We start from the raw sequence: 14,977 nt of genomic DNA on the forward strand, positions 1-14,977 counted from the left end.
TATTTTGGTTTTAAAACCCCCCGCCCGTGCCCCCCCCCGCGGTGGTTTTTCGGGCGGGCGCCACCCCCCCCCCAAAACACCCCACGACAGCCACGGCAGACCCACTCCGGGTCAGCACCGTGACCGGGACCGTCACGAGTGGAAGTGCCTCATCAGGCGACGCGGCACCAGCTGGACCTCGCCGTCGACTTTGATCGGCACCAGGTCCACGGCGGCGGCCTTCCACTGCGAGCGCCGGGACCGGGTGTTGCTGCGCGACTTCTTCCGCTTCGGGACGGCCATCAGCGCGTCCCCCGCTTCCCGTAGCGGCGGTGGAACTTCTCGACCTGGCCGGCGCTGTCCATGATGCGCTGCGTGCCGGTCCAGAACGGGTGCGACCACGAGCTGATGTCGACCATGACGAGCGGGTAGGTCTGCCCGTCGGACCACTCGACGGTCTTGTCGGACGTGATGGTGGAGCGCGTCAGGAACGCGTCGCCGGTGGACGAGTCCTTGAACACGACGGGGTGGTAGTCGGGGTGGATTCCGGTCTTCATCGGTCTTCCTTTCGGTTCGCCGCGGTCGCGTCGTGCCGCGCCGGGTCGGGTTCGGTGTCCTCGCACGGTTCTTCGTGCCAGTCGCCGAACGGGTCGGGGTAGCGCTGCCACTCCGCCGGGCCGGCGGCCAGTTCGTCCTCGGTCAGTAGAGCGCCGCGCAGGGCCGCGTCGATCTCGTCGGGCGTTGTCTGGTCCGTCACCACGACGAGCTCCTGCGCGCGGTCGCCGTGCACCGGGTGCCAGCGCAGGGACGCCAGGGTGCGGCGCTCGGGGGAGACGTCCGTCCACGAAGGACCGTCCGGGGCGGCGAGCCACGGCCCGGCGTGGCCGATGCCCAGCCCGCCGCCGGCCGACTCGATCCAGAACGCGACGTCCGGCCGGCTCGCCACCCACGCGCGCCCGCGGGTCCGGACGACGCCGTCGAGCAGGACGTCGAGGGCGTCGTGGAGCCGTTCGGGGTGGAACGGCCGCTGGGCGGTGAACGTGACCAGCCCGATGCCGCAGTCGACGTGCACCGGTGGTTGGCCGCGCAGCAGGGCGCCGTGCATGTCGGTGACCTCGCCGCGCCGGGAGTCCGACGGGACGGCGTCGAGCACGCTGTGCCCGTCGATCCGGCTCAGCTCCACTCGCGGGATCGACGGTGCGACGCGGTCGAGGATCGCGGCCGCCTTGGCGGCCGTCCACGCGTCGGTGGCCGCGCCGGCCAGCACGAGGACGTCGGCGAACTCGACCTGGGACAGCGCCACTTGGGCGACGGTGCGTTCGTCCTCCGGACTGGCCTGCAGGTTCCGCTCGGCGAGGGCGTCGTCGCCGGTGGCGTCGGCGAGGAAGCTCGCGCAGTCCACGACGGTGAGCACCGCGCGCAGGTCGACGTCGTCGCTCACCAGGTGGTCGCCGACGACGACATTCCGGATCGCCCAGCTGACCGGCTCCGGCTCCATGGCCTCGTCGAGCCGGACGACGATCCGGCGAACCCGGGGCATCCCGGCCAGGTGCCGCAGGAGGGGCAGCAGGTCCTCGCGCAGCGTGCAGGACACGCAGCCGTGGGCCAGTTCGAGGACGGTCAGCTGGTCGCGCTGCTCGAGCCGCAGCCGTCGGCGGACGACACCGGCGTGGATCTCGCGCAGGTCGTGGTGGACGACGGCGGTGCCGGGCCCGGCGACGCGCAGCAGCTCGGCGAGCGTGGCGTTCGGTCCCGGCGCGAGACCGCTGACGAGGACGAGCGGGACGCGGGGGTGAGGGGTCACGAGGGCTCCAGGAATACGGGCGGGGTACGGTGCGTAGAGTAAATGAAAACGACAACCACTATCAACTCGGGAGGGTCCGTGTCCGCCGTGTGCCAGGTCACCGGCCGCAAGCCGGGCTACGGCAAGCAGGTCTCGCACTCGCACCGCCGTACGTCACGGCGCTGGGAGCCGAACCTGCAGAACCGTCGCTACTTCGTGCCCGGTGAAGGCCGCTGGGTGCGGTTGCGCGTCTCCGCCAAGGGCATGAAGACGATCGACAAGCGCGGCATCGAGGCCGTCGTGGCCGAACTGAAGGCAAGGGGAGTGAAGCTGTAATGGCGAAGAGCACCGACGTCCGCCCGATCATCAAGCTGCGGTCCACCGCGGGCACCGGCTACACGTACGTCACGAAGAAGAACCGGCGGAACGATCCCGACCGGATGGTCCTGCGCAAGTACGACCCGGTCGCGCGCAAGCACGTCGAGTTCAAGGAAGAGCGCTGATGGCGAAGAAGTCCAAGATCGCGAAGAACGAGCAGCGGAAGGGGATCGCGGCGCGGTACGTCGAACGGCGTCGCGCGCTCAAGGCCGTCATCGCTTCGCCGTCGTCTTCGCCGGAGGAGAAGGGCGAGGCCGTCGTCGCGTTGCAGAAGCTGCCGCGCGACGCGAGCCCGACCCGCATCCGCAACCGGGACGCCGCCGACGGACGTCCGCGCGGATACCTGCGGAAGTTCGGGCTGTCGCGGGTGAAGATGCGCCAGGCCGCGCACCGCGGCGAGCTGCCCGGCGTCACGAAGTCGAGCTGGTGAGCCGGATGCCGAAGCCGAACCGCGACCGTCCCGGCAAGCGGAGGGTGAACTTGTTGCGCGCCAACAAGATCACCGAGGTCGATTGGAAGGACGTCGACCTGCTGCGGAAGTTCGTCTCCGATCGTGGCAAGATCCGCGCGCGCCGGGTGACGGGATTGACTCCACAGCAACAGAAACAGGTCGCCACGGCGATCAAGAACGCGCGCGAGATGGCCCTGCTGCCGTACCCGGCATCGGGCCGCGCGGGGTAATTCGGATGCGCCGGCTGGGCGGGCGCGCGATCATGGGCTCACGAAAGGGGGCGTCGCAGAAGGATGTCCTGACTCAGGAGGTCCACGCGTGCACGCCCAGCTCACGGTCACGCCCGCTCGGCTGCCCGAAGTCCTGCTGAACACCGCCGTCGTCCGGCCGGTCTTCCCCTGGGCCGCGCCCGGCATCGGGAAGTCTTCCCTGGTAAGGGATTCGCCGCGTCGCTCGGGCTCGAGTGCGTGTCGCTGCTGGGCACCCAGCTCCCACCTGCGCGCGGCCGCGGGCGACTGGCTGGCGTGGGCCGCCGGGAACGGCATCCACCCGTGGGTGATCGAGTACCTGACCCAGCGGCCGGACCACCTGTGGAGCCCGCCGCCGAAGACCGAAGAGCCGTTCTCGACGCCGCGGTCCTGGCACATGCTCTCGGACCTGCTCCACTCCTACGGCGATCCGGACGGCGACGAGACGATCGCCCTGCTGGCGTACGCCACGCTCACGCCGCAGCACGCGGGCGCGTTCCGCGCGTACCTGAAGGTGGCGCGGCACGCCTTCGACCTGGAGGCGATCCTCAAGGGCGACGCGCGCTGGCCCGCCGACCGCGACTACGTCATCAACGGCTGGCTGGTCTCGATGGGCGTCGGCGAGCTGCCCCACGGCAGCCTGCACGACCAGCAGCTCACCGGCATGTCCGCGGAGTCGGTCTACGACACGCTGACCACCGACATCCGGCGGGCGCGGAAGCTGCTCACGCTCGGCTCGCGCGACGCGGGCGACGTCCTGGGCGAGTGGCTGTCCGAACCCGACGCGGCCCACCGCCGGTCGTCGCAGCGCGGCTCCCGGCCGCTGCCGTGGAGTGACCGCGTCCGCGGCGTCGACCTCGACGAGTTCTACCGGCGGGCGCTCACCCAGGGACTCGAGTACCACCACGCTCAGGGCCGCGGGCTCCTGCCGCTCGGGCTGGAGCAGGAGATCCGCGCGCTCGACCACCCGCCGTTGCCCTGGGACGCGCAGCTGGCGCGCTGGTTCGACGAGCACGTCCGGGTCGAGTTGCCGGTCCGCAGCTACGCGCGGGCGTCGCGCCGCCAGTCGGCGACGCCGGGCATCCCGCGGCCGGGCCGGGTCCGCCCGGAGCGCCTGGACCGGCGAGCCACCTTCGGCGTCGTGCTCGACACGTCCGGCTCGATGAACGCGGAGCTGCTGGGCAAGGCGCTGGGCGCGATCGCGTCGTACGCGCTGGCCCGCGACGTGCCGGCGGCGCGGGTGGTGTTCTGCGACGCGGTCGCCTACGACGCCGGCTACCTCGCGGTGGAGGACATCGCCGGGCGCGTCAAGGTCCGCGGCCGCGGTGGGACGATCCTGCAGCCCGGCGTCGACCTCCTGCAGCGGGCGGACGACTTCCCGGCCGACGGCCCGATCCTGATCATCACCGACGCGCTGTGCGACCACGTCCGGCCGCGCCGGGAGCACGCGTACCTGGTGCCGCAGGGCGCGCGGCTGCCGTTCGTGGCCCGCGGGCCGGTCTTCCGCGTGGCGTCACCCACGCTGGGCTGGCGCGCGGGTGAACCGTCAATAAACCTCCGCCTTCCTCCCCACCACCACCCTCAAAGGAGGCGCTTCGCGCCGCTGTATCTTCCCTGCATGGACGACCCGCACTACCTCTCCGGCCTCCAGCTCACCGGCCGCCGCGTTGTCATGTTCGGCGGCGGCAGCGTGGCCCAGCGGCGGCTGCCCCGGCTCATCGGCGCGGGTGCCCGCGTCGAGCTGGTGTCGCCGCACACGACGCCGTCGGTGCAGGGGATGGTGGACGCGGGCGAGCTGGTCTGGCACGAACGCCGCTACACCGAGGGCGACCTCCGTGACGCCTGGTACGCGCTGGCCTGCACCGACGACCCTTCAGTGAACGAAGCGATCTGCGCCGAGGCCGAGCGCGAGCGCGTGTTCTGCGTCCGCGCCGACGAAGGCGAATCGGGTTCCGCGGTGACCCCGGCATCCGGCCGGCACGGCGGCCTGCTGTTCGGCGTGCTCTCGGGCGGCGAGCCGCTGCGCTCGGCCGCGGTCCGCGACTCGATGCTTGACGGCCTGCACAACGGCACGATCGAAGACGGCCGGCAACCGCACCCCGAGGGTTCCCTGCCCGGGGTGGCGCTGGTCGGCGGCGGTCCCGGCGACCCGGAGCTGATCACGGTCCGCGGCCGCCGGCTGCTCTCGCGCGCGGACGTCGTGGTCGTCGACCGGCTGGCGCCGCGCGAGCTGCTCGACGAGCTCGCGCCCGAGGTCGAGATCGTCGACGCGGCGAAGATCCCCTACGGCCGCGCGGCCAGCCAGGACGTCATCAACGCCACGCTGATCGAGAAGGCCAAGGAGGGCAAGTTCGTCGTCCGGCTCAAGGGCGGCGACCCGTACCTGTTCGGCCGCGGCTTCGAAGAGGTGCTGGCCTGCGCCGAGGCGGGCGTCCCGGTGACGATGGTCCCGGGCATCACGAGCGCGTTCGCGGTCCCGGCGGTGGCGGACGTCCCGGTGACCCACCGTGGCGTCGCGCACGAGGTGGTGGTGGTCTCCGGCCACGTCGCCCCGGGCGACGACCGGTCGCTGGTCGACTGGGAGCTGCTCGCCCGCATGCGCGGCACGATCGTGCTGATGATGGGCGTGGAGCGGCTGCCGCAGTTCGCGAAGGCGCTGCTGGACGGCGGCCGCGCGGCGGACACCCCGGTGGCGATCGTCGAGGACGGCACGATGCGCACCCAGCGGACGTTGCGGTCCACTTTGGACACGGTGGTCACGGACGCGGCGGCGTCGGGAGTCCGGCCGCCGGCGATCATCGTGATCGGCCCGGTGGCGGGCCTCGCGCCGGTTCAGACTTCGTAGGAGGCGGCGAGGATCGCGTCGGCCACCTCGGACAGCGGCCGGCGCCCGTCGACGACGGTCGTCGCTCCGAGCCGTCGGTAGGCGGCCTCGGCACCTTCATTGGCGTCGAGGGCCGCCGCCAGCTCCTCCGGGTGCTTGCCGAAGCTGTTCGAAGTGCGGCTCAGGAGCCGGTCCCGGAGCGTGCCGTCGTCAACCACCAGGCAGACCGCGAGGTCGAAGAGGTCCCGCACCTCTGCGTCGTTTTCGGCGGAACCGCAGAAGAACACGACCTTGTCGGACGCCTTCGCTGCCAGTGCCTCGACTTTCGTGCGGCTGGTCTGCCAGCCGTAGCGGTCGAGCCAGCCGGCGGGCACCGGATCGGGGGGATCGACGACGGCTTGTCCGGTCGTCCGGTCCACCCAGTGGTTGAAGCCATCCCAGTCCGCGTCGACCGCGAACTTCCTCCGGCTTTTCAGGAGCGCGCAGACCGCCGACTTGCCGACCCCCGCGTTGCCGGTCACCCACACCAGTGGCACCGGCTCAGTCCTCGTAGCAGCTCGCGGCGAAGTCCCGGATCGCGTCCGACAGGCGGGTCGGGTCCAGCCTCAGCTCGACCGGGCTGCGCGCCTGGACGAACTCCGCCTCCGGCATGTCCACCGCCAAGGTGTCCGCGTCGCCGAACGGGTGGATCGGATCGCCCTGGTGGCCGATCACCAGCGCGCGGGTCGTGATCTTGCGGCGCACCGACTTCGGCGGCGCGATCCGGCCGAACAGCACGCCGTGCAGCAGCGCCGCCATCGGGGCCGGGCGCTGGGACAGCGTGTCGGTCACGACGTCGACCCACTGGTTGCCGTGCGGGACCAGGGAGGCCGCGACCGCCACCGCCTGCACCGTGAACGGCAGGAAGCGGGCCGCCATCAGCAGCGGCGCGAACGTGATCAGTCCGGCGACGATCGCGTTGTCCAGCACCGGCATCTCGACGATCAGCCCGCGGACCCGGTCCGGCGCCTGCACCGCGACTTCCAGCGAGACGTTCGCTCCGAGTGACGTCCCGCCGACCACGGCGGAACCGACCTCGAGGTGGTCCAGCAGCGCCAGGGTCTGCTCGGCGAACGACGGCATCGAGTAGAGCCACGACTCGGTCGGCCGGTCGGAGTCGCCGTGGCCGAGCAGGTCGAGCGTCACCACCCGGAAGCCGGCGCGGGCCAGCCGGCGCGCGAGTGGGGCGTGCATCCGGCGGGTCAGCATGATGCCGTGGGTGAGGACGACGACCCGGTCCCCGCTGCCGAACTCGGTGTACCAGAGCCGGTGGCCCTCGTGGTCGAACGAGCCGGTCAGCTCGATCGGCCGGGACTTGCGCCGAGCCGCCGCGGCCGGGGGATCCGGCTCGATCAGGGTCGCGCTGCTTGCCGGGCTCATGTCCCACCGTCCTCCCCGCGTCGTGGACACCTGCGTTCAGGAAAACATCCCGTGACCACGTCGGCACGGTGACACTCGCGTCAATTGACAACGTGCCAATGGCGGCTCGTCGCGGGCATGGGTCAAGATGACCCCATGACCGCTACTGCTGACAGTCTGCCCGACCTCGTCTCCCTGAAGGTCGACATCGCCGGCGCCGTGGCCGAAGTGACGCTCCTCGGCCCGTCGAAGGGCAACGCGATGGGGCCGGACTTCTGGCGCGAGCTGCCGCTGGTGTTCCGCGCGCTGGACGCCGACCCGCAGGTCAGGGCGGTCGTGCTGACCGGTAGCGGCAAGCACTTCTCCTACGGCCTCGACCTGCCGGCGATGATGGGCGACTGGGCGCCGATGCTCGGCGGGGACAACCTCGCCGGCCCGCGGACGGCCTTCCTCGACCAGGTCCGGTCGCTCCAGGCGGCGGTCAGCTCCATTGCGGAATGTCGCAAACCGGTCATCGCGGCCGTTTCGGGCTGGTGCATCGGCGGCGGGGTCGACGTCGTCGCCGCCGCGGACATCCGGCTGGCCAGCGCCGACGCCAAGTTCAGCGTCCGCGAGGTGCGCGTCGCCATCGTGGCCGACCTCGGCAGCCTCCAGCGGCTCGCCTCGATCGTCGGCGAAGGGCACCTGCGCGAGCTCGCGCTGACCGGCAAGGACATCGACGCCGCCCGCGCCGAGAAGATCGGTCTGGTCAACGACGTCCACGCCGATCAGGAGGCGCTGCTGAAGGCCGCGCGGGAACTCGCCGGGGAGATCGCTGCGAACCCGCCGCTCGTGGTGCAGGGTACGAAGCAGGTACTGGCGACGAACACCGAGCGCCAGGTCGCCGACGGCCTCCGGTACGTCGCGGCGTGGAACTCGGCGTTCCTGCCCAGCAAGGACCTCGGCGAGGCGGTCCAGGCGTTCATGGAGCGGCGCGCGCCGGAGTTCACGGGCGAGTAACTAGGAGGCAGCGTGACCGCTTCGGAAGTCCACCACGCGTTCCGCGTCGCGCGGGACTACCTGCAGGCCCACCGCGAGGACTACGACACGGCGTACCGCGACTTCGCCTGGCCGGAGTTCGACGAGTTCAACTGGGCGATCGACTGGTTCGACGTCGTCGCGCACGACCCGGACAACGCCGAGCGGTACGCGCTGTGGATCGTCGAGGAGGACGGCACCGAGAACCGCTGGACCTACCCGGAGATGTCCGGCCGGTCCAACCAGGTGGCGAACTGGCTGCGGAACCTTGGCGTCCGCCGCGGCGACCGGCTGATCCTCATGCTGGGCAACCAGGGCGAGCTGTGGGAGACCATCCTCGCCGCGATCAAGCTCGGCGCCGTGATCATCCCGGCGTCCACGCTGCTCGGCCCGGCCGACCTGACCGACCGCGTGGAGCGCGGCGCGGCCAAGCACGTCGTGGTCCGGTCGGTGGACGCGCCGAAGTTCGCCGACGTCGAAGGCGACTACACGCGGATCGCGGTGGGGGAGCCGGTCGAGGGCTGGCAGCCGTACTCCGCCGCGTTCGCGCAGTCGCCGGAGTACGCCCCGGACGGGCCGACGAAGGCCACCGACCCGCTGCTGCTCTACTTCACCTCCGGCACGACGGCGAAGCCGAAGCTCGTGCAACACACCCACATCTCGTACCCGGTGGGCCACCTGTCCACGATGTACTGGATCGGGCTGGAGCCCGGCGACGTCCACCTGAACATCTCTTCGCCCGGCTGGGCGAAACACGCGTGGAGCAACTTCTTCGCCCCGTTCAACGCCGAGGCGACGGTGTTCCTCTACAACTACAGCCGGTTCGACGCGAACGCGCTGATGGCCCAGATGGACCGGTGCGGGATCACGAGCTTCTGCGCGCCGCCGACGGTGTGGCGGATGCTCATCCAGGCGGACCTGACGGCGCTGAAGAACCCGCCGAAGAAGGTCGTCGGGGCGGGGGAGCCGCTCAACCCCGAGGTGATCGAGCAGGTCCGGAAGTCGTGGGGCGTCACCATCCGTGACGGCTTCGGCCAGACCGAAAGCAGCGTCCAGATCGCCAACACCCCCGGCCAGGACGTCGTGCCCGGCTCGATGGGCCGCCCGCTGCCCGGGTTCGTGGTGGCGCTGGTCGACCCGGTCAGCGGCGAGCGGGCGGCGGAGGGCGAGATCTGCCTCGACCTGCAGCACCGCCCGGTCGGCCTGATGACCGGCTACACCGGCGACGACGAGCGCACGTCCGCGGCCTTCAGCGGCGGCTTCTACCACACCGGTGATGTCGGTTCGATCGACGAACGCGGCTACATCACCTACGTCGGGCGCACGGACGACGTGTTCAAGGCGTCGGACTACCGGATCTCGCCGTTCGAGCTGGAGAGCGTGCTGATCGAGCACGAGGCGGTGGCGGAGGCGGCGGTCGTCCCGGCCCCCGACCCGATCCGGCTCGCGGTGCCCAAGGCGTACGTCGTGCTGGCTTCGGGTTTCTCACCGGACGCCCCGACCGCGCGGTCGATCCTCGCGTACTGCCGCGAGCACCTGGCGCCGTACAAGCGGATCCGGCGGATCGAGTTCGCGGAGCTGCCGAAGACGATCTCGGGCAAGATCCGCCGCGTCGAGCTGCGCGTCCGCGAAAGCGACCCGAAGCGCGCCGCGGGGACCGAGTACCGCGAAGAGGACTTCCCCGACCTCAAGTCCTGACCCCAGCGCCCCAATGTGGCCTTCGGTGCGTCAGACGCACCCAAGGGGCCCTTCGGTGCGTTCAACGCAACCAAGGCCGCCTTGGGGCGCTGGGGCGCTGCTCAGGCGCGGGTGCCCTCGACCTGGCGGCCGTCCTCCGTCGAGCACGCCGTCACCGGGTCGTTCGGCCCGCTGCCGCACGTCCACTCGTCGACGACGACCGGGCCCGGGCCGTCGGCCGACGCCGCCTCGGCCGGGGTCAGCTTCGCGAAGTAGTCCGTCAGCAGCTTCGTCGCCGCGGCGCAGTCGACCTGGCCGTGCGCGACGACCGCCGTCTTCGCGCCGCCCGGGCCGGTGACGTCGCCGCACGGCACGCCCGGTGCCGTCGACCCGGCCGCGGCGGCCGCGGCGGGGACGGCGGCGGGATCGGCGGAGGTCGGCGCGGCAGGCGCCGGGTCGCTGCCGCAACCGGCCAGCACGGCGGCCGCGACGACGAGCAGGGGGTAGGCGAGTGTCTTCATGGGCCCTTCAGGAGCGGAAACGGATCGGGAGGGGTCACTCGGACGGCACGACGGCGGCGAACACCGTCTGCTCGCCCTTCGTGCAGGTGGTGCCGCCCTGGGCGGCCGGTGGCCCGGACGTGCACAGCCAGCCGTCGACGGTCTCGTTCACCGCGTCGTTCGAGCCGGCGCCCTGGCGCCCGGCGATCTTGCGGTGGAAGTCGCCGACGAGCTTCGTCGCCGCGACGCAGCTGACGCCGGCGGAGCCGCTGTCGAACACGTAGAGCGTCAGCCCGCTGGCGGCCGTCACCGTGCCGCAGGACCCGGGCACCGACGGCGGCGCGCCGGACGGCTTCGGCACCGGCGCGGGCGCGGACGAGCTGCCGCCGACGGGCGGCGGCGGGGGAGCGGTCGTCGAGGAAGCCGGAGCCGCCGAGCTCGGGACGGCCGCCGAAGAGGACGGCGCCTGGGCGGCCGGCTCGCCGGAGCAGGCCGCGAGCGCGGGCACGGCGAGGCAGGCGGCGAGCAGCGGCCGCCACGTCCTCGTGGTGGTCGGGTGGGGCACCGCGATCGTTTCCTCCCCGGTCAGGCCTGGTCCGGTCATTCTGGCCCATCCGGGCCGGGGCCCCGCGGACCGACTCGCCCACAGGTGTGCGGCAGATTACTCCAGCCGGGTGGCGGCCCGGCCCGGTGGCCGCCGCAACACCGTCCACAATGGACGATTAACATTCCGTTCACGCTCCGAAACCTCACGCTGCCATCAAGAATCGATCGGTCTAATTCCGGCCGCACCGGTTAACAATCCGGCCCCGCGAGCCGAAGATCTTGGTGGAGGCCGAAGAGCTTCCCGTCCCCGACACCCGTCCCGAGCCCGTGAGAGCGATGAACGCCGACGCTGCGACCAGCCCCGAAACCAGCACCGACGAGACCGCCGGCCCGTCCGGCCCCCCGACCGTCCCGAGCAGCGTCGTCTGGTGCTGCGGGCGCCCCTACGTCCTGGAGGCGCGCCCCGGCCGCGCCCGCTGGATGGGCACCGACTACCGGGGCCGCCCCGAGGCGCTGAGCAGCGCCGAACTGCAGCGACGCGGCTGGAGCCGCCGCCGCGCGTGCTGACTACGCTGGCCGGGTGAGCACAGCCGCACCCGAACCCGCCGCTCCGGCGAGCGCCGCCGAGCCGTCCCTGCTGAAGCAGGCGTTCAACGTCCCCAACATGCTGTCGCTGCTGCGGCTGGCCGGTGTGCCGGTGTTCCTGTGGCTGCTGCTGGGGCCGGAGGAGGACGGCTGGGCGCTCGCGCTGCTGATGTTCGGCGCGCTGACCGACTGGCTCGACGGCAAGCTGGCCCGCTGGCTCAACCAGATGTCCCGGCTGGGCCAGCTGCTCGACCCGGCCGCCGACCGGCTCTACATCCTCGCGACGCTCGTCGCGTTCCTGGTCCGGGAGATCATCCCCTGGTGGGTCGTGGTGCCGCTCCTGCTGCGTGAGGCCGTGCTCGGCGTCTGCGTGCTGACGCTGCGCCGCCGCGGTTTCGCGCCGCCGGAGGTGACCTACATCGGCAAGGGCGCGACCTTCGTGCTGATGTACGCCTTCCCGTTCCTGCTGCTCGCGCAGGGTGGCTCGGACGTCGCCGCGGTCGCCCGGCCGATCGGCTACGCCTTCACCATCTGGGGCGGGGTCCTCTACGTCTGGTCCGGCGTGCTCTACGTCGTCCAAGCGCGCAACGCGCTGCGCGCTGCCGGTGACGACTGAGCGCGACCACTTTCCCCGGGTCGTGCCCGGCGGCTGCGCCGTGTGGGTGTAAGACTTCGCGCAGCACGTTTTCGCCAGTGAGGGCATGAAAGGGGACCGGCGGTGTCCGCTCCTGAAGAGCTTCGCTACACCGAGGAACACGAGTGGGTCGCCACCCGCGGCGAGGACACCCTCGTCCGCATCGGCATCACCGAGTACGCGCAGGACCAGCTCGGCGACGTCGTGTTCGTCGACCTGCCGGAGGTCGGCCGCCAGGTGAGCGCGGGGGACGTCTTCGGCGAGGTCGAGTCGACGAAGAGCGTGTCCGAGCTGTTCGCGCCGGTCGACGGCGAGGTCGTGGCGGTCAACGACGCCGTCGCCGACTCGCCGGAGCTGATCAACAGCGACCCCTACGGCGAGGGCTGGCTGATCGAGATCCGGCTCGACGACCCGGCGGGGCTCGAAGCCCTGCTGGAAGCCGAGGCGTACGACGCCCTGACCAAGGGCTGAGCTCCGCTCCGAGCCGCCCGGACCGGCACTGCGCCGGTTCGGGGAGCCGGGGCTCGGAGAATCGATCAGGCACGGTACGTTGGCAGCTACACGTTCTTGAGTACTAGGCAACACAGCATGTGTGGAGGAGAGCTCAGGTGAGCACGAACGACGGGCCCGGCGGCGTTCCCCCGGAGCAGTCTCCGGAGCGGACCTCTGTCTTCCGGGCCGACTTCCTGGCCGAAGCCGAAGGCCACGAGTCCGCCCCGGCCGCGGAGGCGCCGGTCCAGGGCGTCGACGCCCTGCCCGCGGGTTCGGCGCTGCTGGTCGTGAAGCGCGGCCCGAACGCGGGTTCGCGATTCCTGCTCGACCGCGACACGACCAGCGCCGGGCGCCACCCGGACAGCGACATCTTCCTGGACGACGTCACGGTCTCCCGCCGGCACGCCGAGTTCCGGCGTGAGGGCGGCGAGTTCGTCGTCATCGACGTCGGCAGCCTCAACGGCACCTACGTCAACCGCGAGCCGGTCGACCAGGCCGTCCTCGCGGGGGGCGACGAGGTGCAGATCGGGAAGTTCCGCCTGGTCTTCCTGACCGGCCCGGGTCACGGGGGCCAGGGGGCGCAGTGACGGCGGCCGGGCGGCCACAGAACCACGGACTGAGCATCGGGGCCGTCTTGGCGCAGCTGCGCTCGGACTTCCCCGATGTCACCATCTCCAAGATCCGGTTCCTCGAAGCGGAAGGCCTGGTCCAACCGGGCCGGACGGCTTCGGGGTACCGGCAGTTCGCCGCGGCGGACGTGGAGCGTCTGCGGTTCGTCCTGGCCGCCCAGCGGGACCACTACCTCCCGTTGAAGGTCATCAAGGAGCAGCTGGACGCGGCGGACTCGGGGGCCGGGCCCGTCGCGGACCTGCCCCGCCCGCCGCGCCGGCTGGTGCCGATCGACGCCCCGGCGGAGAACGTCGGCCTGCCGGTGGCGGACGACTTCACCACCGGCAAGGAGCTGCGCCTGACCCAGGAAGAGCTCCTGGAGCAGGCCGGCATCGACGTGGACGCGCTGGCCGAGCTGCAGCAGTACAGCCTGGTCCGGCCCGGTCCCGCGGGGTTCTTCGACCCGGACGCGGTGCTGGTCGCGCGGACGGTGAAGGCGATGACCGAATTCGGTATCGAGCCGAGACATCTGCGTGCCTTCCGCGCCGCGGCCGACCGCGAGGTCGGGTTGCTGGAGCAGATCGTGACACCGGTGTATCGGCACCGTGACCCGGAGGCCAAGTCGAGGGCCGACGAGGTGGTGCGGGAGCTCGCGGCACTGTCCGTGACCCTCCACACGCTTCTCGTCAAGGCCGGAATCCGCGGCGTCGCGGGGTGTTGATCCGCAACGGGGCAGTGAGATCCTCTTTGCGGTCCCATGTCAATGACTGAATGTTCGGCACCGCATGCCGTACCGTGAAGGCAAGGGTTTGCGGCAGGCGAACCGAGATAGTCTCGACAGCGAGCACGGAGCAGGGATGACGGGTAGCGTCGCCAGTGGCGGCGTCGAGCCGGTCCAGGGTCTGGGCCCGTGTGCACGAGAGGGAGGCGAAGCCCGATGAGCGAGATGCGCGTCGTCGGTGTGCGGGTCGAGCTGCCCGCGAATCAGCCGATCTTGTTGCTGCGGGAGACCGAGGGTGAACGGTACCTGCCGATCTGGATCGGCTCGGTCGAAGCCACCGCCATCGCCTTGGAGCAACAGGGAGTCCGGCCCGCCCGTCCGCTCACGCATGACCTGCTGAAAGAGGTCATCGGGGCGCTCGGCCGCGAGCTCGAGCAGGTCGTCATCACCGACCTCAAGGAAGGCACGTTCTTCGCGGAGCTCGTCTTCGACGGCGACATCCGGGTGTCCGCGCGGCCGAGCGACTCGGTCGCGCTGGCCCTGCGCATCGGCGTCCCCATCCACGCCGTGGACGCGGTGCTGGAGGAGGCTGGCCTGATCATCCCGGACGAGCAGGAGGACGAGGTCGAGAAGTTCCGCGAGTTCCTCGACTCCGTGTCTCCCGAGGACTTCCGCGGAGCGGATACCTAAGACTTGCCTTGACGCGGACGTCAACGTCTAGCGTCGGGGGTATGCGGATCGGAGAGCTTGCGCAGCGCTCGGGTGTCACCACCCGTGCGCTGCGGTTTTATGAAGCCCAGGGCCTCCTCGCGGCCCGTCGCTCGGCGAACGGCTACCGCGAGTACGACGAGGGCGACCTGCAGCTGGTCAAGGAGATCCAGACCCTGCAGACCGTCGGCCTGACCCTCGACGAGACTCGCCCGTTCGTCGACTGCCTCCGCAGCGGCCACGAAACCGGCGACTCCTGCTTGAGTTCGATCGAGGTCTATCGCCGCAAGCTCGAAGAAGCCGACGCACTGCTGGCCCGCCTCGGCGGTATCCGGGCGGAGCTGGCGTCGAAGCTCGCCGGCGCGTTGGCCCGCCAAGCGCCCGATCCCTGTGTCGTCCCCGACGCCCCGCGCCCGTGAAGGAGCCT

The 14,977-nt window shown here is 71.3% G+C and carries 21 protein-coding genes and 1 pseudogene; 15 read left to right on the top strand and 7 right to left on the bottom strand.

Features of this window, described 5'->3' with window-relative positions; all coding sequences use genetic code 11:
- Positions 1-132: 132 nt before the first annotated feature.
- The 3 genes from rpmF to AB0N03_RS32640 are packed head-to-tail and all read right to left on the bottom strand — an operon-like array spanning position 133 to position 1,783.
- Positions 133-282, bottom strand: coding sequence for a 50S ribosomal protein L32 (gene rpmF, locus AB0N03_RS32630; protein ID WP_285451477.1), 150 nt, complete (start codon positions 280-282; stop codon positions 133-135).
- Complete coding sequence (locus AB0N03_RS32635; RefSeq protein WP_364379636.1) at positions 282-536, bottom strand: type B 50S ribosomal protein L31; 255 nt, start codon at positions 534-536, stop codon at positions 282-284. Before AB0N03_RS32635 ends, rpmF begins: the two co-directional genes overlap by 1 nt.
- Positions 533-1,783, bottom strand: a complete 1,251-nt coding sequence (locus tag AB0N03_RS32640; RefSeq protein WP_364379639.1) for a GTP-binding protein — start codon at positions 1,781-1,783, stop codon at positions 533-535. Before AB0N03_RS32640 ends, AB0N03_RS32635 begins: the two co-directional genes overlap by 4 nt.
- A 78-nt stretch (positions 1,784-1,861) precedes the next feature.
- Here AB0N03_RS32640 and rpmB point away from each other — a divergent pair, with 78 nt between their 5' ends.
- From rpmB to cobA, 6 genes and pseudogenes are all read left to right on the top strand, one after another.
- Complete coding sequence (gene rpmB, locus AB0N03_RS32645; RefSeq protein WP_364379642.1) at positions 1,862-2,098, top strand: 50S ribosomal protein L28; 237 nt, start codon at positions 1,862-1,864, stop codon at positions 2,096-2,098.
- The gene (gene rpmG / locus AB0N03_RS32650; protein WP_003091682.1) at positions 2,098-2,265 is read left to right on the top strand and encodes a 50S ribosomal protein L33; all 168 of its coding nucleotides are present in this window, start codon (positions 2,098-2,100) and stop codon (positions 2,263-2,265) included. Before rpmB ends, rpmG begins: the two co-directional genes overlap by 1 nt.
- A complete protein-coding gene (gene rpsN / locus AB0N03_RS32655) occupies positions 2,265-2,570 on the top strand; it encodes a 30S ribosomal protein S14 (protein ID WP_364379645.1) in 306 nt (101 codons plus the stop codon). The genes rpmG and rpsN overlap by 1 nt, the downstream gene beginning before the upstream one ends.
- Positions 2,567-2,821 (top strand): 30S ribosomal protein S18, encoded by a 255-nt coding sequence (gene rpsR / locus AB0N03_RS32660; protein ID WP_364379648.1) that lies wholly within the window; start codon positions 2,567-2,569, stop codon positions 2,819-2,821. The genes rpsN and rpsR overlap by 4 nt, the downstream gene beginning before the upstream one ends.
- A 415-nt stretch (positions 2,822-3,236) precedes the next feature.
- Positions 3,237-3,908, top strand: a pseudogene (locus AB0N03_RS32665) (hypothetical protein); the annotation flags it as partial.
- Positions 3,909-4,457: 549 nt separating this feature from the next.
- Positions 4,458-5,684 (top strand): uroporphyrinogen-III C-methyltransferase, encoded by a 1,227-nt coding sequence (gene cobA / locus AB0N03_RS32670; protein ID WP_364379749.1) that lies wholly within the window; start codon positions 4,458-4,460, stop codon positions 5,682-5,684.
- Here the strand turns inward: cobA and AB0N03_RS32675 are convergent.
- Both AB0N03_RS32675 and AB0N03_RS32680 read right to left on the bottom strand, forming a co-directional pair.
- On the bottom strand, positions 5,672-6,199 hold the full coding sequence (locus AB0N03_RS32675) for an AAA family ATPase (RefSeq protein WP_364379651.1): 528 nt from the start codon (positions 6,197-6,199) through the stop codon (positions 5,672-5,674). The two genes, cobA and AB0N03_RS32675, sit on opposite strands and share 13 nt — an antisense overlap.
- A gap of 4 nt (positions 6,200-6,203) precedes the next feature.
- Complete coding sequence (locus tag AB0N03_RS32680; RefSeq protein WP_364379654.1) at positions 6,204-7,082, bottom strand: alpha/beta fold hydrolase; 879 nt, start codon at positions 7,080-7,082, stop codon at positions 6,204-6,206.
- A 135-nt stretch (positions 7,083-7,217) separates the two neighbouring features.
- On the opposite strand from AB0N03_RS32680, the gene AB0N03_RS32685 reads away from it, so the two are divergent.
- Entirely contained in the window at positions 7,218-8,060 is an 843-nt protein-coding gene (locus tag AB0N03_RS32685; protein ID WP_364379657.1) for a crotonase/enoyl-CoA hydratase family protein, read from the top strand.
- A gap of 12 nt (positions 8,061-8,072) precedes the next feature.
- Positions 8,073-9,776 carry an AMP-binding protein gene (locus tag AB0N03_RS32690; RefSeq protein ID WP_364379660.1) on the top strand — a complete coding sequence of 568 codons (1,704 nt, stop codon included), beginning with the start codon at positions 8,073-8,075 and terminating at the stop codon, positions 9,774-9,776.
- A 101-nt stretch (positions 9,777-9,877) separates the two neighbouring features.
- Here AB0N03_RS32690 and AB0N03_RS32695 read toward each other — a convergent pair whose 3' ends face one another.
- Both AB0N03_RS32695 and AB0N03_RS32700 read right to left on the bottom strand, forming a co-directional pair.
- On the bottom strand, positions 9,878-10,276 hold the full coding sequence (locus AB0N03_RS32695) for a hypothetical protein (protein ID WP_364379663.1): 399 nt from the start codon (positions 10,274-10,276) through the stop codon (positions 9,878-9,880).
- 34 nt (positions 10,277-10,310) lie between these two features.
- Entirely contained in the window at positions 10,311-10,859 is a 549-nt protein-coding gene (locus AB0N03_RS32700; RefSeq protein ID WP_364379666.1) for a hypothetical protein, read from the bottom strand.
- A gap of 278 nt (positions 10,860-11,137) precedes the next feature.
- Here AB0N03_RS32700 and AB0N03_RS32705 point away from each other — a divergent pair, with 278 nt between their 5' ends.
- The 7 genes from AB0N03_RS32705 to AB0N03_RS32735 all read left to right on the top strand — a co-directional run bounded on the left by AB0N03_RS32705 (position 11,138) and on the right by AB0N03_RS32735 (position 14,969).
- On the top strand, positions 11,138-11,368 hold the full coding sequence (locus AB0N03_RS32705; RefSeq protein ID WP_364379669.1) for a hypothetical protein: 231 nt from the start codon (positions 11,138-11,140) through the stop codon (positions 11,366-11,368).
- A gap of 13 nt (positions 11,369-11,381) precedes the next feature.
- Entirely contained in the window at positions 11,382-12,002 is a 621-nt protein-coding gene (locus AB0N03_RS32710; protein WP_364379672.1) for a CDP-alcohol phosphatidyltransferase family protein, read from the top strand.
- A 102-nt stretch (positions 12,003-12,104) separates the two neighbouring features.
- Positions 12,105-12,491 carry a glycine cleavage system protein GcvH gene (gene gcvH / locus AB0N03_RS32715; RefSeq protein WP_086679382.1) on the top strand — a complete coding sequence of 129 codons (387 nt, stop codon included), beginning with the start codon at positions 12,105-12,107 and terminating at the stop codon, positions 12,489-12,491.
- A gap of 137 nt (positions 12,492-12,628) precedes the next feature.
- Positions 12,629-13,099 carry a glycogen accumulation regulator GarA gene (gene garA / locus AB0N03_RS32720; RefSeq protein WP_284750621.1) on the top strand — a complete coding sequence of 157 codons (471 nt, stop codon included), beginning with the start codon at positions 12,629-12,631 and terminating at the stop codon, positions 13,097-13,099.
- Entirely contained in the window at positions 13,096-13,842 is a 747-nt protein-coding gene (locus tag AB0N03_RS32725) for a MerR family transcriptional regulator (protein ID WP_364379676.1), read from the top strand. The genes garA and AB0N03_RS32725 overlap by 4 nt, the downstream gene beginning before the upstream one ends.
- 216 nt (positions 13,843-14,058) lie before the next feature.
- Positions 14,059-14,532, top strand: coding sequence for a bifunctional nuclease family protein (locus AB0N03_RS32730; protein WP_009078856.1), 474 nt, complete (start codon positions 14,059-14,061; stop codon positions 14,530-14,532).
- 41 nt (positions 14,533-14,573) lie between these two features.
- A complete protein-coding gene (locus AB0N03_RS32735) occupies positions 14,574-14,969 on the top strand; it encodes a MerR family transcriptional regulator (RefSeq protein ID WP_364379679.1) in 396 nt (131 codons plus the stop codon).
- Positions 14,970-14,977 lie beyond the last annotated feature (8 nt).

It is taken from the genome of Amycolatopsis sp. NPDC051061 (assembly GCF_040682935.1).
GTDB lineage: Bacteria > Actinomycetota > Actinomycetes > Mycobacteriales > Pseudonocardiaceae > Amycolatopsis.